Genomic DNA, 26,472 nt, shown 5'->3' with positions numbered 1-26,472 from the left:
GTGTCGCACGGTCCCAGGCTCCCTTCGGTACGGAAAACAGGTTGCCGCTCGTTGGCGGCCGGTGGACACAATGTGTATCGCACGCGCCGCTGTGAATGCCGGTCGGCCGACCTGTTTGCCGACCTCGGCACCGGTTTTGCGCTTTGAATCTTTTTCGGGGGAATTGAGGGGTTATGTCGTATGTAGAGGTGCCGGGTGCGAAGGTTCCCATCCGCATGTGGGCCGACCCGGCTTCGGTCGAGGACGTGGCGATGCAGCAGCTGCGGAACGTGGCCACGCTGCCGTGGATCAAGGGTCTGGCCGTCATGCCGGACGTCCACTTCGGCAAGGGCGCGACCGTCGGCTCGGTGATCGCGATGCACGGAGCGGTCTGCCCGGCCGCGGTGGGCGTGGACATCGGCTGCGGGATGTCCGCGGTGAAGACCTCGCTCACGGCCAACGACCTGCCGGGGGACCTGTCGCGGCTCCGGTCGAAGATCGAGCAGGCGATCCCGGTGGGCCGCGGGATGCACGACAGCATCGTGGACCCGGGAAAGCTGCACGGATTCCCGACGGCGGGCTGGGACGACTTCTGGTCGCGGTTCGACGGGATCGCCGACGCGGTCAAATTCCGGCAGGACCGCGCCACGAAGCAGATGGGAACGCTCGGAAGCGGAAACCACTTCATCGAGTTCTGTCTCGATGAGGCGGGATCGGTATGGCTGATGCTGCACTCCGGATCCAGGAACATCGGCAAGGAGCTTGCCGACTTCCACATCGGGCAGGCGCAGAAGCTTCCGCACAACCAGGGCATCATCGACCGTGACCTGGCAGTTTTCATCGCGGACACCCCGCAGATGGCGGCGTACCGCAACGACCTGTTCTGGGCGCAGGAGTACGCGAAGTTCAACCGCTCGATCATGATGGGCCTCTTCCAGGACGTGGTCCGGAAGGAATTCAAGAAGGCGAAAGTCGCCTTCGAGCCGGTCATTTCCTGTCACCACAACTACGTGGCGGAGGAGCGGTACGAGGGTATGGATCTGCTGGTGACGCGGAAGGGCGCGATCCGTGCCGGATCCGGTGACTTCGGGATCATCCCGGGGTCCATGGGAACCGGTTCGTACATCGTGAAGGGCTTGGGGAACGAGAAGTCGTTCAACTCCGCCTCGCACGGCGCCGGCCGTCGGATGAGCAGGAACGCCGCGAAGCGCCGCTTCTCGACGAAGGACCTGGAGGACCAGACGCGGGGCGTGGAGTGCCGGAAGGACTCCGGTGTCGTGGACGAGATCCCGGCCGCGTACAAGCCGATCGAGCAGGTCATCGAGCAGCAGCGCGACCTGGTCGAGGTTGTCGCCAAGCTGAAGCAGGTCGTGTGCGTGAAGGGCTGAGCCCTGGTGCCGAGCCCTGGATTCCTGAACGCGGGCTGAGCCCCTGGACCGCATCGCGGCGGTCCGGGGGCTCAGCTGCGTGGGCGGGCTGCTCGCCGTTGCCGCTCGCTGCCGTCAGAGTGTGCGGTGGACCTTGGAGTTGGAGGCCTGGGCGCGCGGGCGGACCACCAGGAGGTCGATGTTGACGTGGCTGGGGCGGGTGATGGCCCAGGTGATCGTGTCGGCCACGTCGTCGGCGGTGAGCGGGGCGTCGACGCCCGCGTAGACCTTGGCCGCCTTCTCGGTGTCACCGCGGAAGCGGGTGGTGGCGAACTCCTCGGTCTTGACCATGCCGGGCGCGACCTCGATGACGCGGACCGGGGTGCCGACGATCTCCAGGCGAAGGGTCTCGGCCAGGACGTGCTCGCCGTGCTTGGCCGCGACGTAACCACCGCCGCCCTCGTACGAGGAGAGCGCGGCCGTGGAGGAGAGGATCACGATCGTGCCGTCGCCGCTCGCGGTGAGGGCGGGGAGCAGGGCCTGGGTGACGTTCAGGGTGCCGATGACGTTCGTCTCGTACATCTGGCGCCAGTCGTCGGGGTCGCCGGTCGCGACGGGGTCGGCGCCGAGGGCGCCGCCGGCGTTGTTGACGAGGACGGCGAGGGAGCGGAACGCGGTGGCGAACTCGTCGACCGCGGCGCGGTCGGTGACGTCCAGGGCGTAGGCCGTTGCCTGGTGGCCCGCCTCGGTCAGCTCGGCGGCGAGCGCCTCGATGCGGTCCTTGCGGCGGGCGGTGAGCACGACGCGGTATCCGGCGGCGGCCAGCTGCCGGGCGGTCGCGGCGCCGATGCCGCTGCTCGCGCCGGTGATGACGGCGATGGGGGTGGCGGCCATGGCGAACTCCTCGGACAGTTGATCGGTACGGCCAAGAATAGGCAGTCGGCCGGAGCGCGGATTCAGGGGTTGCGGGGTGCGTACATGATCAATGCCATGCCGGCCAGGCAGACCAGCGCGCCGATCACGTCCCAGCGGTCGGGTCGGTAGCCGTCGGCGACCATGCCCCAGGCGATCGAACCGGCGACGAACACCCCGCCGTACGCGGCGAGGATGCGCCCGAACTCCCCGTCCGGCTGGAGCGTCGCCACGAAGCCGTAGGCGCCGAGGGCGATGACGCCCGCGCCGATCCAGATCCAGCCGCGGTGCTCGCGCACACCCTGCCAGACGAGCCAGGCGCCACCGATCTCGAAGAGCGCGGCAACGGCGAAGAGCGCGACGGAACGGGCGATCAGCATGGGAGCAGCGTTTCACGGCAGCCGGACGGTGCTCTGCGGGACCGGTCCGCTGTGGGCCGCGACGAGGTGCCGCACACAGCGCTCCGTCCTCCCGTCGGGCATCGGGTCATCGGGCTACTGCGTGGCGCAGCGCCTCGGGGTCGGGGTGTTCGCCGGCCCAGGCGATGTATCCGTCGGGGCGGACGAGCAGCGTCATGGTGCGGTCTCCGGTCCAGTGCGCGTGGACGAGCGGGGCCGGGGTCGCCGGGGTAGGCGTGTCCGGGGGCGTGATCAGGGTGAAGGCGCCGTCGCTCAGGAGGTCGTGGAGCCGGCCTTCGAGAAGCTTCAGGTCGGGGGCCCGGGTGCCCGTGAGGCGGTGGCTGCCCCGAGGCGCGGGGTAGGAGATTCCGATGCCGGTGATCATCCCGATCGCCTTGTCCGAGGCCGGTCGCACGGCGGACAGCAGGCGGGTGACGGCGGTGCGCGCGGCCCGTTGCAGCGGGGTCCTGGCCATGGCGAGGCGGATGATCGAACCGCTGGCGCGGAGGACCTTCGTGCCGACCGGGTGCCGTTCGGCGTGGTAGCTGTCGAGGAGCGCTTCGGGGCCGGCGGAGTGCCCGTGCAGGACGGCGGCGAGCTTCCAGGAGAGGTTCGCGGCGTCCTGGAGCCCGGTGTTCATGCCCTGGCCGCCGGCCGGGGAGTGGACGTGGGCGGCGTCGCCGGCCAGAAAGACCCGGCCGGTGCGGTAGGCGGGCACCTGGCGTTCGTCGCTGTGGAAGCGCGAGATCCAGCGGGCGTCCCGCATCCCGTAGTCGGTGCCGAACGCGAGGCGGGCGGTCTCGCGCAGTTCGTCGAGCTCCACGGGCTCGTCGTCAGAGGCCTGCCGGGTGCGGTTCCAGCCCATCACCCGGTACCAGCCGTCGCCGAAGGGGGCGATGAAGGCGAAGGCGTCTCCCACCCCGTTGACGGTGAGGAGGCTCGGGGGTTCCTCCGCCAGGCGGACGTCGGCCAGGACGATGGACCTGATCACGGATTCACCCGGGAAGGGCAGCCCGAGGGCGTGCCGGACGGCGCTGCGGACTCCGTCGGTGCCGACGAGGTACTTCGCTTCGAGAGTGGAGCGGGTCCCGTCGGTGTCCTGTATCTCGGCGGTGACCGTGCCCTGCTCGGCGGACTGGCTCAGGCCCAGCAGCTCCGTCCCGTACCGGAAGGTCACGCCCGCTTCCCGTGCGCGGCGCTCCAACAGGCGTTCCACCTCGTACTGCGGGGTGATGAGGAGGTAGGGGTGACGGGTCCGCAGCCGTGACAGGTCGAGCGAGAGCCTGCCGAAGAGCCGCATCCGGCTGAGGAGGGTGCCGGTCGCGATGAGTTCGTCGGCGAGACCCCGTATGCCGAGCAGTTCGAGGGTGCGTGCGTGGACGGCGAAGGCGCGCGTCATGTTGCCCGTCTCCTGCGGGCGGCGCTCGACGAGGGTGACCGACAGACCTTGGGCGGCGAGGTCGCCCGCCAGGAGCATGCCGGTGGGTCCTGCGCCCACGACGACCACGTCGAGGGTGCCGGAGCTGCTGGATTCGGAGCTGGACGTGCCGGTCATGACGGCCTCCCGTGCCAAGTGCCAACGGTTGTGGGTCAACGCTTGTTGGCAAACATAGAACGCGCGGATATGGCGTGTCAACGCTTGTTGGCCTACGATTGTTGGCATGACAGCGCAAGCCCCTTCCTCCCCGCGCCGCTCGGACGCCACCAAGGCCGCGATCCTCGAAGCCGCGCGCGAGCGTTTCGCCGCCGACGGGTACGAGCGCGCCACCATCCGCGCCATAGCCCGCGACGCGCGCATCGACCCGTCGATGGTGATGCGGTACTACGGTTCCAAGGAGGGGCTGTTCGCTGCGGCGTCGGAGATCGATCTGCGGATTCCCGGTCTGGGCGCCCTGCCCGGAAAGCACATCGGCGCGGCCCTCGTCGAGCACTTCCTGGACCGCTGGGAGCAGGACGATGTGCTCACGGGCCTGCTCAGGGTGGGTGTCACCAATGAAGCGGGAGCCGAGCGGATGCGGGCCGTCTTCGCCGAACAGCTCGGGCCGGTAGCAGCCGGCGTCTGCCCCGACCCGGCCGATGCGCCGCGCCGTGCGGCCCTCGTCGCCTCACAGATCCTGGGGATGGCGCTCGCGCGGTACGTCCTGCGCATCGGGCCCGCCGTCTCGATGTCCCGGCAGGAGATCGTCGCCTGGCTCGCGCCGACGGTCCAGCGCTATCTGACGGCCGAGCAGCCGTAGGGGCAGGCGGGTGCGGACGGGTCGGTGGCCCCGGGCGAGTGTGCGCGGGAGGGGGCGGCCCGTGGTGTCCCGACGAGGCGGCTACGCGGTCGGCGCCTCGTTGCGGAGCTCGCCGAACTCACGCACGGCGTCGGCCACGACGGCCTCCAGGCGGGCGTGGTGGGCGCCCCGCCAGTACACCCTCCCGCAGTCCGTGCACTGAGCGAACACGTCGTAGGTCTCCTGCGTTCCGTGTTCCAGACGGGCGCTCACGGAGTCCTTGTCGGCCGCCGTGAGCCGCCCGTTGCAGGCGGTGCAGCGGGTCCACGGCGCGAGCACCGGGGCGAAACGGCCCAGGACATCGCGGAGCTGCTCCTCCGGGCGGTCACTGTAGATGTACGCCCCCGCCCAGATCTCCCGCCGCCTGAGCAGCCCCCGGTCGCGGGAGAGCAGCACCCGCTGCTCCTTCGCCGACAGGGCCGCCAGTGCCGGGTCGCCGATGTCCCTGCTCTCGTACGCCGCGTCCACACCCAGGAGCCGCAACCGGCGTGCGAGCGTGCCCAGATGGACGTCCAGCAGGAAGCGGAGCGGGGCGCCGGGGATCTGCTGCGGGCGTCGAACGGCCCGCACCTCGACCAGCTCGCCCGGACCGGGGATGTGTGAGACGGGCACGGGGCGGCCGTCGACGAGGAGCTGCCCGGCCTCGGTGAGCGGGATGCCGAGGGATTCCACGACGTGTCCCAGGGTCGAGGAGCCGTCGGTGATGACGCCGGTGCGCCCCTGCCGGCGCTCGTGGGCGACGAAGAGCCGCAGTTCCGGGGCTACTTCAAGGGCGATCTCGGGTCCGTTCACCTGGCCAGGATGCCATTGCGCGGGGCGCGGCAGCGAGAGGTTTCCGGGCGCGGACCCGGTTCGGGGACAGGTGCGGGTCGAGGGCGCCGGCGCGGGTCGGGGCGGCCGGGGTCTCGGGGTGGCCGCGGTCAGCGGTCCGGGTCAGGGTGCCACGGCGCGGGCGGGGGTGCCGTGGTCAGCGATCCGGTGCAGGTCCAGCCGCCAGTCGTTGGCCACCATCGGGCGGCCCGGCGGGTACTCCAGGTCACACGTGCCGAGGAGCACGAAGCCCGCCTTGCGGCACACCGCGTTCGACGCCGCGTTGGTGACGGACGGGAAGGCGTGCAGGAAGCGGTGCTTGTGCTCGGCACGTGCCTGCCTGGCAACGGCGTTCGTGGCGGTCGTGGCGATGCCGAGCCCCTGGAAGCCGTGGAGGACCGCCCATCCCGTCTCGTACACCTGCTCGCCCTGCCAGGTCGTCTCCCAGAAGCCGATCGTCCCCACCCCCTCGCCCGTGCCGGCCAGGGAGATCCGGAACATGCGGCCCTTGCCCGTCCGGTCGGCGCTGAGCGCCGCGTACCGTTCGTGGCGGGCTTCGAGCTGCTCCTGGGTCTCGGGGCCGCCGAGGTGGTCCATCAGTTCGGGGGCGTTGGCCAGGCGGAGCAGCTCGAGGTCGCCGTCCGACCAGGGCTCGATCCGCACGGGCGCGGGGACCGGTGCAGTGCGTTCCATGGGGGCGACTGTAGTGCGCGGCCATCACACCGGGCCGGACGTCAGCGGGGTGCGAAAGCCGTCGGTGGCACGCCCACCGTCGCCGTGAAGTCCCTGACCAGGTGCGCCTGGTCGCTGTAGCCGAGATCGGCGGCCAGCGCGGCCCAGTCGGTTTCGGGTTCCGTCTCGGCGCGCTGCAGCGCTTCGTGGATGCGGTACCGCAGGATGACCCACTTCGGCCCGACACCCACGTACGTGGAGAAGAGCCGCTGCAGAGAGCGTGCCGACAGGCCCTCGGCCCTGGCCAGCGCGTCGACGCGGAGCAGCGAGCGGTCCGTGCGCACGAGTTCGACGAGTGCCATCGCGCGCTCGGCCTGCGGGTCCGGCGGGGGCACGAGCGGCAGCAGGTACGCGTCGAGTGCCGCGACCCGGGCGTCCTCCTCGGAAGGATCGAGAACGGCGCCGACCGCCGGTGCCGCGAGCACCTCCTGCGCCGGCAGCCGCTGCCCGGTCCACGCCGAGACGGGCCGGTCCGGTGCGAACGGCCGGAATCCGCCGGGCCGGAACTTCACGCCGCAGACGCGTCCCCTGCCCTCCAGCCGCTGGCTGAACAGTCCCTGGACGATGCCGACGACTTCGGCGAAACCGGCCCGTTCCGTCCTGTTGCCGGACTCGTGCCGCTGGAGGACGAGATGGACCGACGGGTGGGGGACCACATGCGAGGTGTACGGCTCCGTGAGGTCCCAGTCGATCAGCCAGTAGTGCTCCAGCCAGGGGCGCAGCGGCGGGGCGGGTTCGCGCAGACGGAACTGCACGCGGGTGAACAGGTCGGGGGCGTCGACGATGCCCCGTGTGTCACGTGCGGGACCGGCCATGGTCCGGATCCTATGGCGGGCCCCGGCGCGACTGTCGCGTTTCTTCAAGACGGGCGTGCCCGGGCGGGGGCATCGTCGGGAGCATGAAGAAGATCAGTGAACTTCTGGACGTTTCCGCCGCACAGGCATGTCCCGTCGTGCGGGGGATCGGCGACGGGGACCTGGCGGACCCCACGCCGTGCAGCGAGTACGACGTGCGGGCCCTGCTGAACCATCTGTTCCTGGTGGTCGCCAACTTCCGAGCCCTGGCGGCCCGGGAGCCCGTCGACTTCAGCCGGACGCCGGATGTCGTCACGGGCGACTGGCGCGGCAGGTTCGGGGACGAGACGGCGCGGTTGGTGAAGGCCTGGGACGAGCCCGGCGCCGAGGACGGTGTGGCCGGAGGCATGGGACTCCCGGCCAGGACGGTGGGGCTCATGGTGCTGGGGGACCTGACCGTGCACGCCTGGGATCTGGCGCGCGCGACGGGTCAGGACTTTGTGCCCGACCCGGCCGTGGTGCGGGAGCTGGGACCGGGTCTGGCCGGGATGGCGCCGCAGGCCCGGGAGATGAAGGTGTTCGGCGAGCCGTTTCCCGTACCGCCCGAGGCCGGAGCCTTCGAGCAGGTACTGGCTGTGACGGGCCGTGATCCGGGCTGGTACCCGCCCCGGCCGTGACACCGCCGGCCTTCTCCGCGGGCGCCGCTCATGGTCGGCCGCTTGCGACCGTTCCGGCCGGGGGCCGCATGCCGGGCGGGCTTACGTAGAGGTGGCCGAGGGAGGCGTACGAGCGGTCGACGATGTCCTCGGCCCGCGTCAGCAGTTCCAGTTCGGCGAGACGGGCCGCGTCACGGGTGTACGGGGACGGCGGAGTCGGATATCTGCGCCGCCACCAGCAGTCGCAGGCTGCGTGGATGCCGCCGGCGAAGGTCAGGGCCGGGATGGACAGGGCCAGCAGAATGTCGCCCATGCCGGGCCTCCTCCGACGTCGATGCCTCTTGCATCGGCACAGCCGACGGGGTGGCTGGAGATCCTCTTCGGACAATGAATGGCTGAATGAGGGCGTGACCTGCGCGGGGTGGGGCGGGCGGCCCACCCCGTCATCCGTTGCCGCTTCCTCCGGCCGTGCCGACCGGGGCGATCTCCCCGATCAGGTGCTCGACCGCATCTTCGGCCACACCTCCGGGCAGGCGCTGTCGGGTGCGGTCGGCCCACTGATCGAGATCCCGGCACTGATCGTGCTCGTGTACGTGTCCCTGGCGTGCCGGCGGAGGTTCCGACCCCGACCTCGACCCCGCCCCGGCCCCGCTCGCCGCCCCCGTGCCCCCACCCCCGTGCGCCGGCCCCTGCCCCCACCCCCCCTCGCCCGTCCCCGCGAGAAGAGCTGACACGGCGCGCGACGCCCCGGCCGGGCGCATGCCCGTTCCACGGGCGGTGCGCTCGGGCTGCCGTGAGGTCCTCGTCACGGGCGGGGCGGATCACACCCCGGAAGCGTTCCCCCGACGGGGCGTGAAAGCCGGAATCCGGCGCCTCCAGCGGGCTCGGGATGCGCCCGGGAACGCACCAGCATGTCCATGATCCACTCGGGCGCACCGGCCGGGACCGGTAGAGTTGCTGAGCTCCCAGGTGCGGGACGGGGCCGACGATGCCCCCGGCGGAATCCGGTGCCGGGGAGTTGCGGACCGCGGCCGGCGAAGCCTCTCGCCGCGCGACCCCACCCTGACAGCAGCCCTCGGTGCTGCTGCCCCCGAGACTTCCGTCCGCCGCAGCGGACGATCCGCGGAAAGCCGTCCCGGTTCCGCGGTCCACGCATGTCCCACGGTGCTGCCGGGCGTGCCCGAGTACGACAGGTGTCGCTCCCCTTGCCCTCTTCCGTGCTTTCCGTGGCCGGCCTGCTGCGCGGTCACCGCCCGTCCTGGCTGTCCCCGAAGGTCTTCCGGACGGAGGCCCTGGCCGGCCTCGTCGTGGGCCTGGCGCTGATTCCCGAGGCGATCTCCTTCTCGATCATCGCCGGTGTCGACCCCGCGGTCGGTCTGTTCGCCTCGTTCACCATGGCTGTCGTCATCTCCTTCGTCGGCGGCAGGCCCGCGATGATCTCCGCCGCGACGGGAGCGGTAGCGCTGGTCATCGCCCCTCTCAACCGCGAGCACGGCTTCGGCTACCTGGTCGCGGGCGTCATCCTGGGCGGCGTCTTCCAGATCGTCCTCGGGGCGCTCGGAGTCGCCAGGCTGCTGCGTTTCGTGCCCCGGAGTGTGATGGTCGGCTTCGTCAACGCGCTGGCCATCCTGGTCTTCATGGGGCAGATCTCCGAGATCACCGATGTCCCCTGGCCGGTGTATCCGCTGGTCGTCGCCGGGCTGGCGATGATGGTGTTCTTCCCGAGGATCACCAAGGCGGTCCCGGCCCCGCTGGTCTCCATCATCATCCTGACCGTGATCACCGTCGCGGCCGGCATCGCGGTCCCGACGGTCGGCGACAACGGCGAGCTGCCCTCGTCGCTGCCCGTTCCCGGCCTGCCCGACGTGCCCCTCACCCTGGACACGCTGACCACGATCGCGCCGTACGCGCTGGCCATGGCGCTCGTCGGCCTGATGGAGTCGCTGATGACGGCGAAGCTGGTCGACGAGATCACCGACACCCGTTCCAGCAAGACCCGCGAGTCCATCGGCCAGGGCATCGCCAACATCGTGACCGGGTTCTTCGGTGGCATGGGCGGGTGCGCCATGATCGGCCAGACCATGATCAACGTACGGGTCTCGGGGGCACGTACCCGACTGTCCACCTTCCTCGCCGGTACGTTCCTGATGGTCCTGTGCATCGTCTTCGGGCCGGTCGTCTCCGACATCCCGATGGCCGCCCTCGTCGCGGTCATGGTCATGGTGTGCTTCGCGACGTTCGACTGGCACTCCATCGCGCCCAGGACCCTCAAGCGGATGCCCGCCGGTGAGATCACGGTCATGGTCATCACGGTCGTCTGCGTGGTCGCCACCGAGAACCTCGCGATCGGTGTCGTCGTCGGTTCGGTCACCGCGATGGTCATCTTCGCCAAACGGGTCGCCCACCTCGCCGACGTCACCGCGGTCACCGACCCGGACGGCAGCAGGGTCGTCTACTCCGTCACCGGGGCGCTCTTCTTCGCGTCGTCCAACGACCTGGTCGGGCGGTTCGACTACGTGGGCGACCCGGACAAGGTCGTCATCGACCTGACCGCCGCGCACATCTGGGACGCCTCTTCGGTCGCGACCCTGGACGCCATCACCACCAAGTACGAACAGCGCGGGAAGAGCGTGGAGATCACCGGGCTCAACGAACCGAGCGCCCGGATCCACGACTCACTCAGCGGTGAGCTGACCGGCAGCCACTGACGTCTCAGGCCCCGGTGGTGCGCAGGAGCTGCCCCATCGCGGCCAGCACGGAGGGCTCGACCCGGTAGTAGACCCAGGTGCCGCGCCGCTCGGAGGAGAGCAGGCCGGCCTCCTTGAGCTTCTTCAGGTGGTGGGAGACGGTCGGCTGGGAGACGCCGACGTCGGAGATGTCGCAGACGCAGGCCTCGCCGCCCTCGTGGGAGGCGACCAGCGAGAACAGCCGCAGTCGGACCGGGTCACCGAGCGCCTTGAACATCGCGGCCGTGCGTACGGCTTCCTCGGAGGTGAGGGCGCGCTCGGTCATGGGCGGGCAGCAGGGCACGGTCTCCGGCTCCAGCATCGGCAACGCCTGCGTATTCGACATACGTCTATGTTGACACACATCTAATCAGGCGGCCCTGCCCCGCCCACCCTGCGACCGGTACCGGTGCCCCCGGCGGTCACGACCGGCTGCTGATCCGCTCCGCAAGGGCGTCCGTAACGGCCGGCTGCCCGGCGGAGCGGCGCTCCGTGCTCCGGAAGAGCCGGCCCGGCCACCAGAACCACCGCCCCAGGTCCAGAGCGAGGGCCGGTACCAGGACGGTCCGTACGAGGAAGGTGTCGAGCAGCACGCCGATGCCGACGATGACGCCCATCTGGGCCATCGTCACCAGAGGCAGTCCGGCGAACACCGCGAAGGTCGCCGCGAGCACCACTCCGGCGGAGGTGATGACTCCTCCGGTGCTGGTCAGGCCCTCCAGCACGCCGCGAGCGTGGCCGAGCCCGAGGGCTTCCTCCCTGACCCGGTGCATCAGGAAGATGTTGTAGTCGATGCCCAGGGCGACGAGGAAGACGAAGCCCATGAGCGGAATGGACCAGTCGACTCCCGCGAAGCCGAGGACGTGCTCGAACAGGAGGTTCGAGGCGCCGAGTGCCGCGAAGTACGAGAGCACGACGGTGGCCAGCAGGAGCAGCGGGGCGACCAGGGCGCGGAGCAGCAGGATCAGGACGAGGAGCACGACCAGGAGGACCACGGGGATGACGGTCCTCAGGTCCCGGTCGGCGGCCCGCTGGGTGTCCAGTGTCTGGGCGGTGGTGCCGCCGACCAGCGCGTCCGCGCCGCCGACCGCGTGGACGGCCTCGCGGAGTCTGTCGATGCTGTCCTTGGCGGCCGGGCTGTCCGGGGCGTCCTCCAGCACCACGGAGAGGGTGCTCAGTTCACTGTCGGCCGTACGGTCCGTCTCCTCGACGCGGGCCACGCCGTCGACGTCCGACGCGGCTGCCTTCACCTCGGCCGCCTTTCCGGCGGCCGTGATGACCTTGGCGGGATCGGAGGCGCCCGACGGGTAGTGCGCGGAGATCCTCTCCTGGGCGAGCACCGACTCGGGCTTGTCCTGGAACATCTCGGACTGGGTGAGGCCCATGTTGATGCCGGTGGCACTGAGCGCGAGCACTCCGGTGACGGCGACCGACATCATCCAGGACCAGCGGGGACGCCGGGCGACGGCCGACCCGATGCGGGACCAGATCGTCGTGGCCCTGTGGGCGGGAGTTCCGGACCGGGGGACGAAGGGCCAGAACACCCAGCGGCCCGCGATCACCAGCAGGGCCGGGAGGATCGTGATCATCGCGAGGAACGCGCAGATCACCCCGACGGCGCCGACCAGGCCCATGGAGCGTGAGGAGTTGATGTCGGCCAGCGCGAGGCAGGCGAGGCCGACGGCGACCGTGCCGGCCGATGCGAGGATCGCGGGGCCGGACCGGCGCAGGGCGATCTTCATCGCCGCGTGCCGGTCCTCGTGCCGGTGGAGTTCCTCGCGGTACCGGGCGACGAGGAGCAGCGCGTAGTCCGTGCCGACCCCGAAGACGAGCACCATCAGGATGCCCGCGCTCTGCGGATCGACGGGCAGGTTCGCGTACGTGGCCAGCAGGTAGGTGCAGGCCTGGGTGAGCACGGCGGCGAAGCCGACGGAAAGCAGGGGGAACAGCCACAGGCCCGGGCTGCGGTAGGTGATCAGCAGCAGCACGGCGACGACGAGGCCGGTGGCGATCATCAGGGTGGAGTCGAGGGAGGCGAAGACCGCGACCTGGTCGACGAGGGAGCCCGCGGGACCGCCGACCTCGATGGCGACGCCGGGCGGAGCGTTGGAACCGGCGATGTCGCGCAGTTCCTTGACCGCGTCGGTCACCTCGCCCTTGGTGTCGAGAGGGACGACGGTCATCAGCGCCTCGCCGTCCTCGGACGGGAGGGGCTGCGAGACCTGCTCGCCCTCGGCGGCGAAGCGGTCGAGGGCCGTACGGTCGGCTGCGGCCTTGGAGGCGGCAGCGGCCGAGTCCTGGCCGGTGTAGACGATGACGGCCGGCATGACGGCGTCGTCACGGAACCTCTCCAGCTCCGTGTTGACCTGCGCGGATTCGGCGCCACGCGGCAGGAAGGCGTTGGGGCCGGTCTCCTCGACGTCGCCGACCTTGCCTGCCAGCGGTCCCAGCGCGACGGCGAGGATCAGCCACGCGGCGAGCACGAGCCATTTCGAGGTGCGACTGCCGGGGGCGCTCGCGGCCCGCTTGAGCAGCGTTCTCATGAGTAGTCTCCTGGTGTGGAATGCGGCCGGTCGCCGACCGGCCCGGGACGCACGGACCCGCACCGCGGCGTGCAGGTTTGCCGACCTGCCGCGGTGTCCGGGTGGGATGTGCCTGGAATGTGTTCTGCATGGGTACGGCCGGGAGTTACCGCTCCCGGCCGTACCGCTCCTCGTCCGCCTGTACGAGCCCGGCGCCCGGCCTCCCGAGTGCCCGGCCGGCGCGCTATTCGATCTCGCGCATCATCTTTTCCATCGAGGTGATCGAGGCACGGGCCTGTGTCAGTTCGTCGAGGGTGCGGCGGTGCAGCTCGACGTTGTCCTCGAGGAGCTCCGCGTACTTCGACGCCAGGCGCTTGTACTGCTCCTCGCGCGACGCCAGCATGCGGGCCCGCCAGGTCGCGGCCACCTGCCAGACGACCACGATCATGAGGAGGAAGACACCGGCGGCGCCGACCACTCCTGCCCAGTCCGCTCCGTTCATCGCGCAGTCTCCTTCACGGTCTCTTTGCCTTCGTCGGTGATCGTCCGGGCAGCTTGTGCCACGGCCTGGGGGGTCAGTCCGTAACAGAACGGGGTGACCTCGAAGTACTTCATGGCCTTGCCGTCCTGCGACACCTCCAGCTCGCCGGTGACGAGTCCTGCCGCCTCCAGCCGCTGCAGGTGCATGTGCAGGAGCGGACGGCCCATGCCCAGTTCGCGGGCGAGCCGGCTCACGTAGTTGCGGCCGCCGTCGACGAGCGCCGCGACGATCCGCATGCGATGCGGATTTCCGAGCGCCGCGAAGACCTTCAGCAGCTCGTCCCCGCTCGGCTGCGGGGCCGGGGCTCCGGTCATCGCTGCCACCTTCCTGCGTACCTGTCACTCAAAGCTGACACCCCTCCTGGGGACCTGTCAAAGAAACCTGACACATCTCAGGGAGATCTAAGGGTGCCTCGGGGTGAGGTCGGGGGTGAAATACGCGGAGCCGGCGGCGATGAGGCGCGAGGAGGGCGGCAGCGCGAAGGAGGAGGGCGCGCGAAAGAAGGGCCGCACGAAGGGTTCCGCAGCAGGCCGGAGACCGCCCACGGTGCCGGCCACCCGGCGGGCGCATGACAGCTGTGCTCCCGGCACTCCCCGGCGCTCCCGGCTTGGACGCGCGCCTGCGGCATGGATGGGGCAGCCCGGCCGAGGACGTTCAGGCCCTCTCGGAGGGCCGCCCGTCAGTCGAGGAAGGCCGGGTCAGGGCCAGACCAGGCAGTACGCCTGGTGTCCCGCGTCATGCAGCCGGTGGGAGAAGTCCTGCCACTCGTGGAGCAGCTGGTACACGTTGAACGCGTCGCGCGGGCCGCCGCGGTCCGGGACCGTGGACCAGATGAAGGCCGCCGCGCCGACCGACTCCTCGCCGACGCCCCGCAGCGGGTCGACGACCGTCATCGGAAGCTTGACCACCGCGTAGTCGGGATGGAGCACGACCAGTTCCAGCGGGGGGACCTTGTTCAGGGGTATGCCCTGTATGCCGGTGAGGACCATGGCCGCCACCGTCTCGGGCTTGATCTTGCTGAACATGCCGCCCATGCCCAGCTCGTCGCCGCCCAGCTCCTCCGGGCGCATCGAAATGGGCACACGTGCGGCAGTGGCGCCGTCAGGGGCGCCGAAGTACTTGTAGGTCACCCCCACCAGTCCACTGCTCCTGCTCCCGGTACTCCCGGCGCTACCCGCCTGGGCGTCCCGTACGCGTTCGCCCTCGCGCCGGTGCCGCCCTCGTCGGGCAGGCTCGGGCCCCAGGTCGTCGGTCCCTTCGCCCACTCCGCCACCGCGATGCATATCTCATCCACCCGACTACTTCTTAGGAGACACAGCCCCCGCCGCGCAACCCGATCATCGTGTCAGTGACCTCCCCCACGAGCGTGCGGTGAAACACCTGTCCGCAAGACCGTCGGTGCCTCTGACACCATGGCATGTGTGAGCTTTCCCTATGACGCCCCAGTTTCGCAGACGCGAGGAGACTGAAGCCCTTTCGTTGTACGAGCCTCATACGGGGAGAGCGCGCTCCCTGCTCACCGGCGGCCGAGAAATCCGGCCGGACCCCCCGAACCCCGAATCGCAGATCAGGACCAAAGTGGCGTATTCATACGAAGCCCCAGTTTCGCAGACGCTTTTCGACCGCGCGTCCCTCGTGACGCCCGGCGGCGTGAATTCCCCCGTGCGTGCCTTCCGGGCCGTGGGCGGTACGCCCCGGTTCATGGTGTCCGGTACGGGTCCGTACCTCACGGACGCCGATGGCCGTGAGTACGTCGACCTCGTGTGCTCGTGGGGGCCGATGATCCTCGGCCACTCCCGCCCCGAGGTCATCGCGGCCGTCCAGGACGCGGTCGCCCGGGGTACCTCGTTCGGTACGCCGGGTGAGGGCGAGGTCGCGCTCGCCGAGGAGATCGTCGCCCGGATCGAGCCCGTGGAACAGGTGCGGCTGGTGTCCTCGGGCACCGAGGCGACCATGTCCGCGATCCGGCTCGCCCGTGGATTCACGGGGCGCGCGAAGATCGTGAAGTTCGCCGGGTGCTACCACGGGCACGTCGACGCGCTGCTGGCCGCCGCCGGTTCCGGTGTCGCCACGTTCGGCCTTCCCGACACGCCCGGTGTCACGGGCGCCCAGGCGGGCGACACGATCGTGCTGCCGTACAACGACCTGGAGGCCGTACGCGCCGCGTTCGCCGCGCAGCCGGGCGAGATCGCGTGTGTGATCACCGAGGCGTCGCCGGGCAACATGGGCGTCGTACCGCCGCTGGACGGCTTCAACGCCGGGCTGAAGGAGATCTGCGCGGCCGACGGCGCGCTGTACATCTCCGACGAGGTGATGACCGGCTTCCGTACGTCCAGGGCCGGCTGGTACGGCATCGACGGCGTCCGTCCCGACCTGATGACCTTCGGCAAGGTCATGGGTGGCGGCTTCCCGGCCGCGGCCTTCGGCGGCCGTGCCGATGTGATGGCGCACCTGGCCCCCGTCGGCCCCGTCTACCAGGCGGGCACCCTCTCCGGGAACCCGATCGCCACCGCTGCCGGCCTCGCCCAGCTGCGGCTGCTCGACGACGCGGCGTACGCGAAGGTCGACGCGGTCTCCGCGGAGCTGCGGGCGCTGGTGGGCGAGGCGCTCACCAAGGAGGGTGTCGCGCACACCGTGTCGGCGGCGAGCAACATGTTCTCCGTCTTCTTCACCGACGAGCCGGTACGCAACTACGAGGACGCGAAGAAGCAGGAAGCTTTCCGCTTCACCGCCTTCTTCCACTCGATGCTGGAGCAGGGCGTCTATCTGCCGCCGTCCGCGTTCGAGTCCTGGTTCGTCTCCACCGCCCACGACGCGCGGGCGGTGGAGCGGATCTCCGCAGCCCTGCCCGCCGCCGCACGTGCCGCATCGGAGGCCACCGCATGAGCGAGACCAGCGCGCGCAGCAAGGACATCACCGTCGTCCACCTGATGCGCCACGGTGAGGTGCACAACCCGGAGGGCGTGCTGTACGGGCGGCGCCCCGGCTACGGCCTCTCCGAACTCGGCCGCCGGATGGCCGACCGGGTCGCCGAGCACCTGGACAAGCGCGACATCACCCATGTCGTCGCCTCGCCGCTGGAGCGCGCCCAGGAGACGGCCACCCCGATCGCCAAGTCGCACGGCGTGGACCTGGCCACCGACGAGCGGCTCATCGAGGCGGCCAACGTCTTCGAGGGCAAGACGTTCGGGGTCGGCGACGGCGCGCTGCGCAAGCCCGACAACTGGAAGCACCTCACCAATCCGTTCAAGCCGTCCTGGGGCGAGCCGTACGTCGAGCAGGTCGTACGGATGATGAGCGCCCTGGACGCGGCACGCGACGCCGCGCGCGGGCACGAGGCGGTGTGCGTCAGCCATCAGCTGCCGATCTGGATCGTGCGGAGCTTCGTGGAGCGGCGCAGGCTGTGGCACGACCCGCGCAAGCGGCAGTGCACGCTGGCCTCGCTCACCACCTTCACGTACCAGGGCGACAAGATCGTGTCCGTCGGGTACACCGAGCCGGCCCGGGACCTGGTGCCCCCGCATCTGCTCGCGGGCGCGAAGCCGGTGAAGGGGAAGTCCAAGGCGTTCGGGGCATAGGCCCCGTACGACCCGGGCGTCACTCCTTCGCGGCCGCGTCATGTGCAGTACCTGTAAGGGTCTGATCACGTAACAACTTTTGTGATTATCGGCGGAACCGTCGTGTTGCTTTCCTCATCTAAGCCTTCGCCAGTTTGTATGGGCTTGAGGTAAAACGACCGCAGATGGGGACGCCATGCGTGAGATCAACCGAAGGGGCCTGCTCGGGGCGGGGCTCGGCGCCGCAGCCGCTCTCTCCATGAACGGCTGCGGCACCCCGGGATCGTCGGACAGCGGACGTTCCGGCCCCGGAAAGATCCCCAAAGGCGACAAGGGAACGCACGGGAACGGCGGAGGCTCTCCCAAGACGAATGTCAGGCTCATCGGTGACGGTTCCACCGCCGATACCGGAAAGCAGCCGAATCAGCCCGCCGCCCCCGTCCCGCTCGAACCCGGCCAGAAACCGCCGCAGTTCGTGATTTTTTCCTGGGACGGGGCCGGCGAAGTCGGCAACGGTCTCTTCCCCCGCTTTCTCGAAATCGCCGAGGAACACAACGCCGGGATGACCTTCTTCCTCTCCGGGCTGTATGTCCTGCCCGAGTCGAAGAAGTCCCTGTACCGCCCGCCCAACAACCCCAGGGGCGCCTCCGACATCGGTTACCTCACCGACGACCACGTCAAGCAGACGCTGAAGTACGTCCGCCAGGCCTGGCTCGACGGGCACGAGATCGGCACGCACTTCAACGGGCATTTCTGCGGCGGTTCGGGATCCGTCGGCAACTGGTCGGCCGAGCAATGGCGGAGCGAAATCGACCAGGCGATCTCCTTCGTCACCGAATGGCGGACGAACACCGGCTGGACAGACCTCGATCCACTGCCGTTCGACTACCGGAAGGAACTCGTCGGCGCCCGCACCCCCTGTCTGCTCGGCCAGGACAATCTCCTGCCGACCGCGAAACAGCTGGGCTGGCGCTACGACGCGAGCTCGCCCGGCGGCCGGCAGATGTGGCCGGAGAAACGCCAGGGCATCTGGGATCTTCCGCTGCAGGGCGTGCCGTTCCCCGGCCACAGCTTCGAAGTTCTCTCCATGGACTACAACATCCTCGCCAACCAGTCGATGAATTCGACCAACGGCATGCCCGCGCGTTATCCGGGCTGGCGCACCCAGGCCACCGGCGCCTACCTCGCCGGTTTCGATCGCGCCTACGAGACGAACCGCGCGCCTTTCTACATCGGCAACCACTTCGAGGAGTGGAACGGCGGTATCTATATGGACGCCGTCGAGGAAGTGATCAAAAAGATCGCGGACAAGCCGGATGTGCGCCTCGTCTCCTTCCGGCAGTTCGTCGACTGGCTCGACGTGCAGGACCCGGCGGTGCTCGCGAAGCTTCGTACCCTCGAGGTCGGCCAGTCTCCGGACGGCGGCTGGAACACCTTCTTTAAACAGGCCTGACAAGGGGCTTTACGGGCATCGAGGGGGGTGCGGAAGATCCCTGGAACTGCCATGCGAAACTTTTCACATGAGCTCTGGCCGCGCATCCCGACGCCGCTTCACCCTGCTCGCCGCCACAGCAGTGGCCGGTGCACTGACCCTGTCCGCATGCAGCGGTGACGGCACCAAGGCCGGTGGTGGCGGCAACACGAACTTCGTCACCGGCAGCGGCGGCATTTCCACCGTGGCCAAGGGTGACCGCACGGACGTGCCGAAGCTCGACGGCACGACCCTGGACGGCAAGGCCCTCGACATCGCCGACTACAAGGGCAAGGTCGTCGTCCTGAACGTCTGGGGATCGTGGTGCGCCCCCTGCCGCGCCGAGGCCAAGCACTTCGCGAAGGTCGCCCAGGAGACCCAGGACCAGGGTGTCCAGTTCGTCGGGATCAACACCCGGGACCCGCAGAAGGCCGCCGCGATCAACTTCGAGCAGGACTACGGCGTCACCTACCCGAGCCTCTTCGACCCGACCGGAAAGCTTCTCCTCCGCTTCCCCAAGGGCACCCTGAACCCGAAGGCGATCCCGTCGACCGTGGTCGTGGACCGCGACGGGAAGATCGCCGCCCGTACGCTCGCAGCCGTCGACGCCGAGAAGCTGCGCGAGATGATCGACCCGTTGATCGCGGAGAAGTGATCCGGTGTTCCAGCTCGCCGCGACCACCGGAATGAACGAGACGGTCTTCAGCGGGGCCCTCCTGGTCGCCCTGCCCATCGCCCTTCTCGGCGGACTCGTCTCCTTCTTCTCGCCGTGCGTCCTGCCGCTCGTGCCCGGCTACCTCAGTTACGTCACCGGGGTCAGCGGCACCGATCTGGCGGAAGCCCGGCGCGGCCGCATCGTCGCGGGTGCCTCGCTCTTCGTCCTCGGTTTCACCGCGGTCTTCGTCTCCGGCGGCGCGCTCTTCGGTTACTTCGGCGACCGGCTCCAGGCACACAGCGAGGTGCTCTCCAAGGTCCTCGGCGTGCTGATGGTCCTGATGGGGATCTTCTTCATGGGGCTGATGCCGTGGATGACGCAGCGGGAGTTCCGCATCCACAAGAGGCCGGTGACCGGACTGGCGGGCGCACCCGTGCTCGGCGCCCTCTTCGGGATCGGCTGGACCCCGTGCCTCGGCCCGACGCTCACCTCGGTCAGCATGCTCGCGATCGACCAGGGGACCGCGGGGCGCGGGGCGGTGCTCACCGTGGCGTACTGTCTCGGACTCGGTATCCCCTTCGTGCTGGCGGCGGTCGCCTTCCGCAAGGCACTCGGCGCGTTCGGCTGGGTCAAGCGCCACTACGTATGGGTCATGCGCATCGGCGGCGGCATGATGATCGCGACCGGCGTGCTCCTCCTGACAGGCGCCTGGGACGCGCTCATGCAGGAGATGCAGGTCTGGTCCAACGGCTTCACTGTGGGGATCTGAGTCCATGAGCAACACGAACACCAAGGAAGAGCGCGACCTCGGCGAGGCCGGAGCACAGCTCTCCACCGCCCCGCGCGAGGAGTCCGCCTCCTCCGTACCCGCGATGGGCGTCATCGGCTGGGCCCGCTGGTTCTGGCGGCAGCTCACCTCGATGCGGGTCGCCCTGATCCTCCTGTTCCTGCTGTCGCTCGGAGCCATTCCCGGCTCGCTGATCCCGCAGAACAGCGTGGACGAACTGAAGGTGCAGACCTTCAAGGAAGCCCACACGACGGTCACCCCGATCTACGAGACGCTGCAGTTCTTCGACGTCTACAGCTCGGTATGGTTCTCCGCGATCTACATCCTGCTGTTCATTTCCCTCGTCGGCTGCATCGTCCCGCGCACCGGCCAGTTCGTCGGCCAGCTGCGCGGCCGCCCGCCCGGCGCCCCGAAGAAGCTGACCCGGCTGCCCGCGTACACCACGTGGCGCACCGACGCCGAACCCGAGCAGGTCCGTGAGGCAGCCCTCGCCATCCTGCGCAAGCGCCGCTTCCGCTCGCACACGGTGGGTGACGCCGTCGCCGCGGAGAAGGGGTATCTGCGCGAGGCCGGGAACCTGATCTTCCACATCGCGCTGATCGTCATGCTGGTCTCCTTCGCCGGAGGACAGCTCTTCAAGTCCGAGGGCGGCAAGCTCGTCGTCGAGAACGACGGCTTCTCCAACACCCTCACCCAGTACGACAACTTCAAGTCGGGCTCGCTCTTCGACACCGACGACCTCACCCCGTTCAGCTTCACGCTGGACGACTTCGTCGGTACGTACGAGCGCAGCGGCCCCCAGCGCGGCACCCCCCGGACCTACGAGGCCCGGGTGACGTACTCCGAGGGCACGGACGGTGCGCCGAAGAAGAAGGTCATCGAGGTCAACAAGCCGCTCGTCGTGGACGGCACCAAGGTCTACCTGAACGCGCACGGCTACGCCCCGGTGATCTCCGTCAAGGACGGCAAGGGCAAGGAGGTCTACAGGACCGCCGTGCCGCTGCTGCCCATCGACAACAACGTCACCTCGACCGGTGCGATCAAGGTGATGGACGGCTACCGCGGCGCCGACGGCAAGAAGACCCAGCTCGGCTTCCAGGCCTTCTTCGTCCCGACCTTCGCCGGTGCCGGACAGGGCACGATGTTCTCGCAGTTCCCCGGCGCCGACTATCCGGTCCTCGCGCTCAACGGCTACTACGGCAGCCTGGGCGTCGACTCGGGACTGCCGCAGAACGTGTACCAGCTCGACACGTCCCAGATGAAGGAATTCAAGGACAGCAACGGGGACAAGCTCAAGCAGCGGCTGCGCCCCGGCGAGACCATGAAGCTTCCCGGCGGGGCGGGCACGGTCACCTTCGAGAGCGTCGAGGAATGGGCCAGTTTCCAGATCTCGCGCCAGCCCGCCAGCGGCTGGGCGCTCACCGGCGCCATCGCCGCCATCGCCGGACTCGCCGGGTCGCTCTTCATCCAGCGGCGCCGGGTGTGGGTGAAGGCCGTACGGGGAACGGACGGCGTCACCGTCGTCGAGATGGCCGGCCTGGGCCGCAGCGAGTCCGCCAGGCTTCCCGAGGAGCTGGCCGGTCTCGCGGACGCGCTCCACACCGAGGCGCCCACGGCGCCCGATCCCGATCCCGAGCCCGAACAACCTTCCGAAGAACCTGCCGAAGGGGCTGAGAAGTGAGTCTCGCCGCCGCAACCAACGAGAGCCTGGCGAACATCAGCAACACGCTGATCTATTCGTCGATGGCCGTCTACACCCTGGCCTTCTTCGCCCACATCGCGGAGTGGGTGTTCGGCAGCCGCAGCAAGGTCGGCCGCACGGCCGCCGCGCTGACCGGGTCCGCCACCGCGGACTCCACGGTGAAGGTGAAGGCCGCGCAGAACGCCGGCGGCACGGCCGTGCTGGACCGACCCAGGATCGTCACCCGCTCCGCCGCGGGCACCCGGGACGTCCCGGACGGCCCCGGAGCCGCGGGCGGCACGTTCAAGGGCGACCTCTGGGGACGGATCGCGGTCTCCCTGACCGTGGTGGCCTTCGCCGTCCAGGCCGGCGGCGTCGTCGCCCGGGCGGCATCGGTGCAGCGCGCCCCCTGGGGCAACATGTACGAGTTCTCGATCACCTTCTCCACCGTGGCGGTCGGCGCCTACCTCCTCCTGCTGGCCCTGCGGAAGAACGTCCGCTGGATCGGCCTGCTGCTGGTCACCACGGTCCTGCTGGACCTCGGCATCGCCACCACGACGCTGTACACCGACAGCGACCAGCTCGTGCCCGCGCTGCACTCCTACTGGCTGTGGATCCACGTCTCCACGGCCATCATCTGCGGCGCCGTCTTCTACCTCGGTGCCGTCGGCACACTGCTCTACCTGTTCCGCGACAGCTACGAGAACAAGCTCGCGGGCGGCGGCACGCCCGGAAGGTTCGCGAGCTCCGTGCTGGAGCGGCTGCCCTCGGCGAAGTCCCTGGACACGTTCTCGTACCGCATCAACGCGGCCGTCTTCCCGCTGTGGACGTTCACGATCATCGCGGGCGCGATCTGGGCGGGCGACGCCTGGGGCCGCTACTGGGGCTGGGACCCCAAGGAGGTCTGGTCCTTCATCACCTGGGTCGCGTACGCCTGCTACCTGCACGCCCGCGCGACGGCCGGCTGGAAGGGCCGCAAGGCCGCCTACCTGGCGCTGATCGCCTTCGGCTGCTGGCTCTTCAACTACTACGGCGTCAACATCTTCGTCACCGGCAAGCACTCCTACGCCGGCGTCTGAGAACACAACGAAGGGCGCGGTCCGCATCTGCGGACCGCGCCCTTCGTGCTTCCTCATCCCTCGCCGATGTCCTCGTTCCACAGCTCCGGACGGTCACGGACGAACGCACGCATCAGCGCGACGCACTCCGGGTCGTCGAGCAGCACGATCTCCACACCGTGCCCGGCCAGCCAGTCGTGGCCGCCGTGGAAGGTCTCGGCCTCGCCGATCACCACCCGGGAGATCCCGAACTGCCGGACCAGACCGCTGCAGTACCAGCACGGCGAGAGCGTGGTCACCATCGTCGTGCCCCGGTACGAGCGCTGCCGGCCGGCCGCCCGGAACGCCGCCGTCTCCGCGTGCAGGGACGGATCGCCGTCCTGGACCCGGCGGTTGCGGCCCCGGCCGAGCAGGGTTCCGTCGGCCCCGTACAGCGCGGCGCCGACGGGGACGCCGCCCTCCGCGAGGCCCTCCGCGGCCTCGGCGCGTGCGACCGCCAGCCAGTCGGCGTACGGCCGGCTCACCGGGCCGGCGGGGCGTCGAGGACCGCCTTGCGGTGGCTGAACGTCTCCAGGGAGTACCGGCCGTGGTAGTTGCCCATGCCGCTCTCGCCGACCCCGCCGAACGGCAGGTCGGACACGGTCAGATGGGCCAGCGGAAGGCCCAGGCCCACCGCGCCCGAGGACGTCTCGGCCAGCAGCCGCTCCCGTACGGCGGGGGAGTGCGTGAAGGCGTACAGCGCCAGCGGCTTGTCCCGGTCGTTGATGAAACCGATGGCCTCGTCGAGCCCGTCGACGGTCACGATCGGCAGTACGGGGCCGAAGATCTCCTCGCCCATGACGGGGGCGTCAGGCGCCACATCGGCCAGCACGGTCGGCGCGATGTACTTGTCGGCACGGTCGTGGGTGCCGCCCGTGACCGTACGGCCGGAGTCCAGCAGCCCCACCAGCCGGTCGAAGTGGCGCTCGTTCACGATCCGCCCGTACTCGGGGTGGGAGGAGGCGTCCTTTCCGTACAGCCCCTCGACCGCCGTCGCGAGCGCGTCCGCCAGGGCGGGCGCGGTCTCCGGGTCGGTCAGGACGTAGTCCGGGGCGACACAGGTCTGGCCCGCGTTGAGGAACTTGCCCGCGGCCAGCCGTGCGGCCACCGTCGGCAGATCCGTGTCGCGGTCGACGAAGACGGGAGACTTGCCGCCCAGTTCGAGGGTGACCGGGGTGAGGTGGCGGGCCGCGGCGGTCATGACGATCCGGCCGACCGCGCCGTTGCCGGTGTAGAAGATGTGGTCGAAGCGCTCGGCCAGCAGCGCGGTGGTCTCCGGGACGCCGCCCTCGACCACGGCGACCGCGTCGATGTCCAGATACCGCGGCAGCAGCCGGGCCACGGCCGCGGAGGTCGCGGGCGCCAGCTCGCTGGGCTTGGCGACGACGGCGTTGCCCGCGGCCAGCGCACCGGCCAGTGGAGCGAGCAGCAGCTGCACCGGGTAGTTCCAGGGGGCGATGACGAGGACCACGCCCAGCGGGTCCTGCACGGTGTGGGCGGTTGCTCCGCCCAGCGCCGCCGGCACGGGGGCGGGCTCGGGCCGCAGCCAGCCCTCCAGACGCTCCAGCGTGTGGTCGATCTCGCGGACCGTGAAGTCGATCTCGGTCCGGTAGGCCTCCTTGCGGCTCTTGCCGAGGTCGGCACGGAGCGCCTCGGCCAGCTCGTCACCCGACTCGGTGAGCAGGGCGCGGAGCCGTGTCAGCTGGGAGGTACGCCAGTCGAGGCCCTTGGTGCGTCCGGTACGGAAGGTGCCGCGGAGGCGGGCGACCACCTCGCCAGGCGTCTCCGCGCCGCTCACAGGGCCGCCATGATCTCGCGGGCCAGCTGTTCCGAGGAGGCCGGGTTCTGTCCGGTGTGCAGGTTGCGGTCGTGCACGGTGTGGGGTCCCCAGGGGTCCCCGGCGGAGTAGTCGGCGCCGAGTTCCACGAGCCGGTTCTCCAGCAGCCAGGGCGCCTTGGCGGCCAGGCCGGCCTGGGTCTCCTCCGTGTTGCTGAATCCGGTCAGGCGGTAGCCGGCGAAGGGCCAGCTGCCGTCCTCGCGGCGGGCGGGCAGCAGCGCGGCGGGGGCGTGGCACAGGATGCCCAGGTGCGTGCCGGAGTCCAGGGCGGCGGTGAGGAGGCGGCCGGACACCTCGCTGACGGCCAGGTCCTCCATGGGGCCGTGGCCGCCGGGGTAGAAGACCACGTCGTACGAGGTGGGGACGACGTCCTCGAGGCGGGCGGGGATGCGGAGCGTCTCGTCGATCGCGGCGAGGTACGAGGCGACGGCGTCGGCCTGCTCCTGGCCCCCGTTGGCCTCGGCCGCCAGGCTCGCCGTGTCGACGGTGGGGGCCACGCCGCCCGGGGTGGCGACGGCGATGTCGAATCCGGCCTGGGTGAAGACGCGGTGCGGGGCGGCGAGCTCCTCGGCCCAGAAGCCGGTGGGATGGGTGGTGCCGTCGTTGAGGGTCCAGTGGTCGGCACCGGTGAGGACGAACAGTACGGAGGGCATGGGGGGTGCTCCCTACGAGACGCGAGACGCAAGACATGAATAAAGCTTGATATGCTCAAGCAATACGGTTCATGTAACGGTGAAAAGTTGAGCATGTCAAATGAATGCGTCGCGTGGCGGACACGGTTCCGGGCCTCGGGCCACGCGTACAGATCGAAGGATGACCGACCATGACGACGGAACCGGCACCCCGCGCCGTCCCTACTCCGGACGAACTGCTGGAACCCCTCGCGGTCGTCGTCCGCGGCCACCACGACGACCTCACCGCCGTCGCCGCCCGTCACGGGCTCAGCACCTCGCAGGCGCGCGCGCTGATCGCCCTGAACGAACCCATGCCGATGAGCGCCCTGGCCCATCACCTGGTCTGCGACGCGTCCAACGCCACCGGTCTCATCGGCCGCATGGAGACCCGGGGCCTGGTCACCCGTACTCCCGCACCCGACGACCGCCGCTCCAAGGTCGCCGCCCGCACCGCGGACGGCACCGAGCTGGCCCACCGCATCCGCGCCGAGATGCGCGTCGTGCACGGCGCCCTGGAGGCACTCACCCCCCAGGAGCGCACGGCACTGCTGCCTCTGCTCAACCGGCTGGGGCAGCTGCTGTCCTCATGAGGAGGCGTCTGTGGAGCCCGAACCGCCCTCGCGTCGCTTGATCTCGTCCTCGCGGCGGCGCAGATCCGCTTCCCAGTCCTTGAGGAGCGACTCGTCCTTCTTGTTCTCTTCCTTGATCGACTTCAGGAAGTCAGGATTGTCGTCCGGCGCCACCCATGTGGTGCGGTGGTTGCGGTGCCACTCGGAGGGCGTACGGCCTCCGGTGGGCGGCACCCGCAGCTTGCCCGCGGCGAACCAGACGATCGGGCCCACGATCCAGAACAGCAGGATGATGAAGACCCAGGCCAGCTTCGGCAGGTGCTTGGCCTCGTCCTCCGGCGTGTTCAGGCAGTCTATGAACGCGTAGATCGTCAGTGCGAGCGGCAGAAGGTAGATCAAGGCCCTGAGCATCGTGGACGGGTCCCCCGAGA

At 69.8% G+C, this 26,472-nt stretch carries 28 protein-coding genes; 12 read left to right on the top strand and 16 right to left on the bottom strand.

The features are described from left to right. The first annotated feature begins 173 nt into the window (after nucleotides 1-173). A complete protein-coding gene (locus ACFW9O_RS15660; RefSeq protein ID WP_384609493.1) occupies nucleotides 174-1,367 on the top strand; it encodes an RtcB family protein in 1,194 nt (397 codons plus the stop codon). A 114-nt stretch (nucleotides 1,368-1,481) separates the two neighbouring features. On the opposite strand, the gene ACFW9O_RS15655 is transcribed toward ACFW9O_RS15660, so the two are convergent. The 3 genes from ACFW9O_RS15655 to ACFW9O_RS15645 form a co-directional block, all read right to left on the bottom strand. Continuing rightward, complete coding sequence (locus ACFW9O_RS15655; protein WP_351168576.1) at nucleotides 1,482-2,240, bottom strand: SDR family oxidoreductase; 759 nt, start codon at nucleotides 2,238-2,240, stop codon at nucleotides 1,482-1,484. A 62-nt stretch (nucleotides 2,241-2,302) separates the two neighbouring features. Beyond that, entirely contained in the window at nucleotides 2,303-2,638 is a 336-nt protein-coding gene (locus ACFW9O_RS15650; RefSeq protein WP_351168574.1) for a YnfA family protein, read from the bottom strand. Nucleotides 2,639-2,744: 106 nt separating this feature from the next. After that, nucleotides 2,745-4,211 carry an FAD-dependent oxidoreductase gene (locus tag ACFW9O_RS15645; RefSeq protein ID WP_384609489.1) on the bottom strand — a complete coding sequence of 489 codons (1,467 nt, stop codon included), beginning with the start codon at nucleotides 4,209-4,211 and terminating at the stop codon, nucleotides 2,745-2,747. 106 nt (nucleotides 4,212-4,317) lie between these two features. Between ACFW9O_RS15645 and ACFW9O_RS15640 the strand changes: the two genes are divergently transcribed. After that, nucleotides 4,318-4,893: a TetR family transcriptional regulator gene (locus tag ACFW9O_RS15640; RefSeq protein WP_384609486.1), complete on the top strand. Its 576-nt coding sequence runs from the start codon at nucleotides 4,318-4,320 to the stop codon at nucleotides 4,891-4,893. A gap of 81 nt (nucleotides 4,894-4,974) precedes the next feature. On the opposite strand, the gene ACFW9O_RS15635 is transcribed toward ACFW9O_RS15640, so the two are convergent. The 3 genes from ACFW9O_RS15635 to ACFW9O_RS15625 all read right to left on the bottom strand — a co-directional run bounded on the left by ACFW9O_RS15635 (nucleotide 4,975) and on the right by ACFW9O_RS15625 (nucleotide 7,289). After that, entirely contained in the window at nucleotides 4,975-5,724 is a 750-nt protein-coding gene (locus ACFW9O_RS15635; RefSeq protein ID WP_384609483.1) for a Mut7-C RNAse domain-containing protein, read from the bottom strand. Nucleotides 5,725-5,865: 141 nt separating this feature from the next. After that, nucleotides 5,866-6,435: a GNAT family N-acetyltransferase gene (locus ACFW9O_RS15630; protein WP_384609480.1), complete on the bottom strand. Its 570-nt coding sequence runs from the start codon at nucleotides 6,433-6,435 to the stop codon at nucleotides 5,866-5,868. A gap of 41 nt (nucleotides 6,436-6,476) precedes the next feature. Continuing rightward, entirely contained in the window at nucleotides 6,477-7,289 is an 813-nt protein-coding gene (locus ACFW9O_RS15625; RefSeq protein ID WP_384609477.1) for a DUF6597 domain-containing transcriptional factor, read from the bottom strand. A gap of 83 nt (nucleotides 7,290-7,372) precedes the next feature. On the opposite strand from ACFW9O_RS15625, the gene ACFW9O_RS15620 reads away from it, so the two are divergent. Continuing rightward, complete coding sequence (locus tag ACFW9O_RS15620; RefSeq protein ID WP_384609475.1) at nucleotides 7,373-7,945, top strand: TIGR03086 family metal-binding protein; 573 nt, start codon at nucleotides 7,373-7,375, stop codon at nucleotides 7,943-7,945. A gap of 28 nt (nucleotides 7,946-7,973) precedes the next feature. Here ACFW9O_RS15620 and ACFW9O_RS15615 read toward each other — a convergent pair whose 3' ends face one another. Continuing rightward, complete coding sequence (locus ACFW9O_RS15615) at nucleotides 7,974-8,237, bottom strand: hypothetical protein (protein WP_384609473.1); 264 nt, start codon at nucleotides 8,235-8,237, stop codon at nucleotides 7,974-7,976. An 892-nt stretch (nucleotides 8,238-9,129) separates the two neighbouring features. Between ACFW9O_RS15615 and ACFW9O_RS15610 the strand changes: the two genes are divergently transcribed. Next, nucleotides 9,130-10,632, top strand: coding sequence for a SulP family inorganic anion transporter (locus ACFW9O_RS15610; RefSeq protein ID WP_351168556.1), 1,503 nt, complete (start codon nucleotides 9,130-9,132; stop codon nucleotides 10,630-10,632). Nucleotides 10,633-10,636: 4 nt separating this feature from the next. Here ACFW9O_RS15610 and ACFW9O_RS15605 read toward each other — a convergent pair whose 3' ends face one another. The 5 genes from ACFW9O_RS15605 to ACFW9O_RS15585 form a co-directional block, all read right to left on the bottom strand. Further along, the gene (locus ACFW9O_RS15605) at nucleotides 10,637-10,996 is read right to left on the bottom strand and encodes an ArsR/SmtB family transcription factor (RefSeq protein WP_384609472.1); all 360 of its coding nucleotides are present in this window, start codon (nucleotides 10,994-10,996) and stop codon (nucleotides 10,637-10,639) included. Nucleotides 10,997-11,072: 76 nt separating this feature from the next. Then, nucleotides 11,073-13,193 (bottom strand): MMPL family transporter, encoded by a 2,121-nt coding sequence (locus ACFW9O_RS15600; protein ID WP_384609470.1) that lies wholly within the window; start codon nucleotides 13,191-13,193, stop codon nucleotides 11,073-11,075. 223 nt (nucleotides 13,194-13,416) lie between these two features. Beyond that, nucleotides 13,417-13,674, bottom strand: a complete 258-nt coding sequence (locus tag ACFW9O_RS15595) for a hypothetical protein (protein ID WP_351168550.1) — start codon at nucleotides 13,672-13,674, stop codon at nucleotides 13,417-13,419. Then, entirely contained in the window at nucleotides 13,671-14,027 is a 357-nt protein-coding gene (locus ACFW9O_RS15590) for an ArsR/SmtB family transcription factor (RefSeq protein ID WP_384609467.1), read from the bottom strand. The genes ACFW9O_RS15595 and ACFW9O_RS15590 overlap by 4 nt, the downstream gene beginning before the upstream one ends. Before the next feature lie 384 nt (nucleotides 14,028-14,411). Then, nucleotides 14,412-14,996: a hypothetical protein gene (locus tag ACFW9O_RS15585; protein WP_351168546.1), complete on the bottom strand. Its 585-nt coding sequence runs from the start codon at nucleotides 14,994-14,996 to the stop codon at nucleotides 14,412-14,414. A gap of 295 nt (nucleotides 14,997-15,291) precedes the next feature. Between ACFW9O_RS15585 and hemL the strand changes: the two genes are divergently transcribed. The 7 genes from hemL (at nucleotide 15,292) to ccsB (ending at nucleotide 22,943) form a co-directional block, all read left to right on the top strand. Then, complete coding sequence (hemL, locus tag ACFW9O_RS15580) at nucleotides 15,292-16,599, top strand: glutamate-1-semialdehyde 2,1-aminomutase (protein WP_384609464.1); 1,308 nt, start codon at nucleotides 15,292-15,294, stop codon at nucleotides 16,597-16,599. Continuing rightward, nucleotides 16,596-17,291 (top strand): histidine phosphatase family protein, encoded by a 696-nt coding sequence (locus ACFW9O_RS15575; protein ID WP_351168542.1) that lies wholly within the window; start codon nucleotides 16,596-16,598, stop codon nucleotides 17,289-17,291. Before hemL ends, ACFW9O_RS15575 begins: the two co-directional genes overlap by 4 nt. A 175-nt stretch (nucleotides 17,292-17,466) precedes the next feature. Next, nucleotides 17,467-18,723 carry a hypothetical protein gene (locus tag ACFW9O_RS15570; protein WP_384609461.1) on the top strand — a complete coding sequence of 419 codons (1,257 nt, stop codon included), beginning with the start codon at nucleotides 17,467-17,469 and terminating at the stop codon, nucleotides 18,721-18,723. 67 nt (nucleotides 18,724-18,790) lie between these two features. Next, the gene (locus ACFW9O_RS15565) at nucleotides 18,791-19,396 is read left to right on the top strand and encodes a TlpA disulfide reductase family protein (RefSeq protein WP_351168538.1); all 606 of its coding nucleotides are present in this window, start codon (nucleotides 18,791-18,793) and stop codon (nucleotides 19,394-19,396) included. Nucleotides 19,397-19,427: 31 nt separating this feature from the next. After that, entirely contained in the window at nucleotides 19,428-20,165 is a 738-nt protein-coding gene (locus ACFW9O_RS15560) for a cytochrome c biogenesis CcdA family protein (protein WP_384609652.1), read from the top strand. Between the two features lie 4 nt (nucleotides 20,166-20,169). Then, the gene (locus ACFW9O_RS15555) at nucleotides 20,170-21,864 is read left to right on the top strand and encodes a cytochrome c biogenesis protein ResB (RefSeq protein WP_384609458.1); all 1,695 of its coding nucleotides are present in this window, start codon (nucleotides 20,170-20,172) and stop codon (nucleotides 21,862-21,864) included. Further along, nucleotides 21,861-22,943 carry a c-type cytochrome biogenesis protein CcsB gene (ccsB, locus tag ACFW9O_RS15550; RefSeq protein WP_384609456.1) on the top strand — a complete coding sequence of 361 codons (1,083 nt, stop codon included), beginning with the start codon at nucleotides 21,861-21,863 and terminating at the stop codon, nucleotides 22,941-22,943. Before ACFW9O_RS15555 ends, ccsB begins: the two co-directional genes overlap by 4 nt. 53 nt (nucleotides 22,944-22,996) lie before the next feature. On the opposite strand, the gene ACFW9O_RS15545 is transcribed toward ccsB, so the two are convergent. The 3 genes from ACFW9O_RS15545 to ACFW9O_RS15535 are packed head-to-tail and all read right to left on the bottom strand — an operon-like array spanning nucleotide 22,997 to nucleotide 25,451. After that, entirely contained in the window at nucleotides 22,997-23,446 is a 450-nt protein-coding gene (locus ACFW9O_RS15545; protein WP_384609455.1) for a nucleoside deaminase, read from the bottom strand. After that, on the bottom strand, nucleotides 23,443-24,759 hold the full coding sequence (locus ACFW9O_RS15540; RefSeq protein WP_384609452.1) for an aldehyde dehydrogenase family protein: 1,317 nt from the start codon (nucleotides 24,757-24,759) through the stop codon (nucleotides 23,443-23,445). The genes ACFW9O_RS15545 and ACFW9O_RS15540 overlap by 4 nt, the downstream gene beginning before the upstream one ends. Then, entirely contained in the window at nucleotides 24,756-25,451 is a 696-nt protein-coding gene (locus ACFW9O_RS15535) for a type 1 glutamine amidotransferase domain-containing protein (RefSeq protein WP_384609449.1), read from the bottom strand. The genes ACFW9O_RS15540 and ACFW9O_RS15535 overlap by 4 nt, the downstream gene beginning before the upstream one ends. 170 nt (nucleotides 25,452-25,621) lie before the next feature. Here ACFW9O_RS15535 and ACFW9O_RS15530 point away from each other — a divergent pair, with 170 nt between their 5' ends. Beyond that, nucleotides 25,622-26,062, top strand: a complete 441-nt coding sequence (locus ACFW9O_RS15530; RefSeq protein WP_384609446.1) for a MarR family winged helix-turn-helix transcriptional regulator — start codon at nucleotides 25,622-25,624, stop codon at nucleotides 26,060-26,062. On the opposite strand, the gene ACFW9O_RS15525 is transcribed toward ACFW9O_RS15530, so the two are convergent. After that, nucleotides 26,057-26,452 carry a PLD nuclease N-terminal domain-containing protein gene (locus ACFW9O_RS15525; protein ID WP_384609443.1) on the bottom strand — a complete coding sequence of 132 codons (396 nt, stop codon included), beginning with the start codon at nucleotides 26,450-26,452 and terminating at the stop codon, nucleotides 26,057-26,059. The genes ACFW9O_RS15530 and ACFW9O_RS15525 overlap by 6 nt on opposite strands. Nucleotides 26,453-26,472: the final 20 nt, after the last annotated feature.

This window comes from Streptomyces sp. NPDC059499 (assembly GCF_042749285.1).
Lineage (GTDB): Bacteria > Actinomycetota > Actinomycetes > Streptomycetales > Streptomycetaceae > Streptomyces.
The sequence above is the reverse complement of the archived record's forward strand: the minus strand, read 5'-3'. Positions and strand labels throughout refer to the sequence as shown.

What these genes read in the sequence shown, in the direction of transcription:
- ACFW9O_RS15660 (WP_384609493.1), top strand. Translation starts at nt 174, where the DNA reads ATGTCGTATGTAGAGGTGCCGGGTGCGAAGGTTCCCATCCGCATGTGG.
- ACFW9O_RS15655 (WP_351168576.1), bottom strand. Translation starts at nt 2,240, where the DNA reads ATGGCCGCCACCCCCATCGCCGTCATCACCGGCGCGAGCAGCGGCATC.
- ACFW9O_RS15650 (WP_351168574.1), bottom strand. Translation starts at nt 2,638, where the DNA reads ATGCTGATCGCCCGTTCCGTCGCGCTCTTCGCCGTTGCCGCGCTCTTC.
- ACFW9O_RS15645 (WP_384609489.1), bottom strand. Translation starts at nt 4,211, where the DNA reads ATGACCGGCACGTCCAGCTCCGAATCCAGCAGCTCCGGCACCCTCGAC.
- ACFW9O_RS15640 (WP_384609486.1), top strand. Translation starts at nt 4,318, where the DNA reads ATGACAGCGCAAGCCCCTTCCTCCCCGCGCCGCTCGGACGCCACCAAG.
- ACFW9O_RS15630 (WP_384609480.1), bottom strand. Translation starts at nt 6,435, where the DNA reads ATGGAACGCACTGCACCGGTCCCCGCGCCCGTGCGGATCGAGCCCTGG.
- ACFW9O_RS15625 (WP_384609477.1), bottom strand. Translation starts at nt 7,289, where the DNA reads ATGGCCGGTCCCGCACGTGACACACGGGGCATCGTCGACGCCCCCGAC.
- ACFW9O_RS15620 (WP_384609475.1), top strand. Translation starts at nt 7,373, where the DNA reads ATGAAGAAGATCAGTGAACTTCTGGACGTTTCCGCCGCACAGGCATGT.
- ACFW9O_RS15615 (WP_384609473.1), bottom strand. Translation starts at nt 8,237, where the DNA reads ATGGGCGACATTCTGCTGGCCCTGTCCATCCCGGCCCTGACCTTCGCC.
- ACFW9O_RS15605 (WP_384609472.1), bottom strand. Translation starts at nt 10,996, where the DNA reads ATGTCGAATACGCAGGCGTTGCCGATGCTGGAGCCGGAGACCGTGCCC.
- ACFW9O_RS15600 (WP_384609470.1), bottom strand. Translation starts at nt 13,193, where the DNA reads ATGAGAACGCTGCTCAAGCGGGCCGCGAGCGCCCCCGGCAGTCGCACC.
- ACFW9O_RS15595 (WP_351168550.1), bottom strand. Translation starts at nt 13,674, where the DNA reads ATGAACGGAGCGGACTGGGCAGGAGTGGTCGGCGCCGCCGGTGTCTTC.
- ACFW9O_RS15590 (WP_384609467.1), bottom strand. Translation starts at nt 14,027, where the DNA reads ATGACCGGAGCCCCGGCCCCGCAGCCGAGCGGGGACGAGCTGCTGAAG.
- ACFW9O_RS15585 (WP_351168546.1), bottom strand. Translation starts at nt 14,996, where the DNA reads ATGCATCGCGGTGGCGGAGTGGGCGAAGGGACCGACGACCTGGGGCCC.
- ACFW9O_RS15575 (WP_351168542.1), top strand. Translation starts at nt 16,596, where the DNA reads ATGAGCGAGACCAGCGCGCGCAGCAAGGACATCACCGTCGTCCACCTG.
- ACFW9O_RS15570 (WP_384609461.1), top strand. Translation starts at nt 17,467, where the DNA reads ATGCGTGAGATCAACCGAAGGGGCCTGCTCGGGGCGGGGCTCGGCGCC.
- ACFW9O_RS15565 (WP_351168538.1), top strand. Translation starts at nt 18,791, where the DNA reads ATGAGCTCTGGCCGCGCATCCCGACGCCGCTTCACCCTGCTCGCCGCC.
- ACFW9O_RS15560 (WP_384609652.1), top strand. Translation starts at nt 19,428, where the DNA reads ATGAACGAGACGGTCTTCAGCGGGGCCCTCCTGGTCGCCCTGCCCATC.
- ACFW9O_RS15555 (WP_384609458.1), top strand. Translation starts at nt 20,170, where the DNA reads ATGAGCAACACGAACACCAAGGAAGAGCGCGACCTCGGCGAGGCCGGA.
- ACFW9O_RS15535 (WP_384609449.1), bottom strand. Translation starts at nt 25,451, where the DNA reads ATGCCCTCCGTACTGTTCGTCCTCACCGGTGCCGACCACTGGACCCTC.
- ACFW9O_RS15530 (WP_384609446.1), top strand. Translation starts at nt 25,622, where the DNA reads ATGACGACGGAACCGGCACCCCGCGCCGTCCCTACTCCGGACGAACTG.
- ACFW9O_RS15525 (WP_384609443.1), bottom strand. Translation starts at nt 26,452, where the DNA reads ATGCTCAGGGCCTTGATCTACCTTCTGCCGCTCGCACTGACGATCTAC.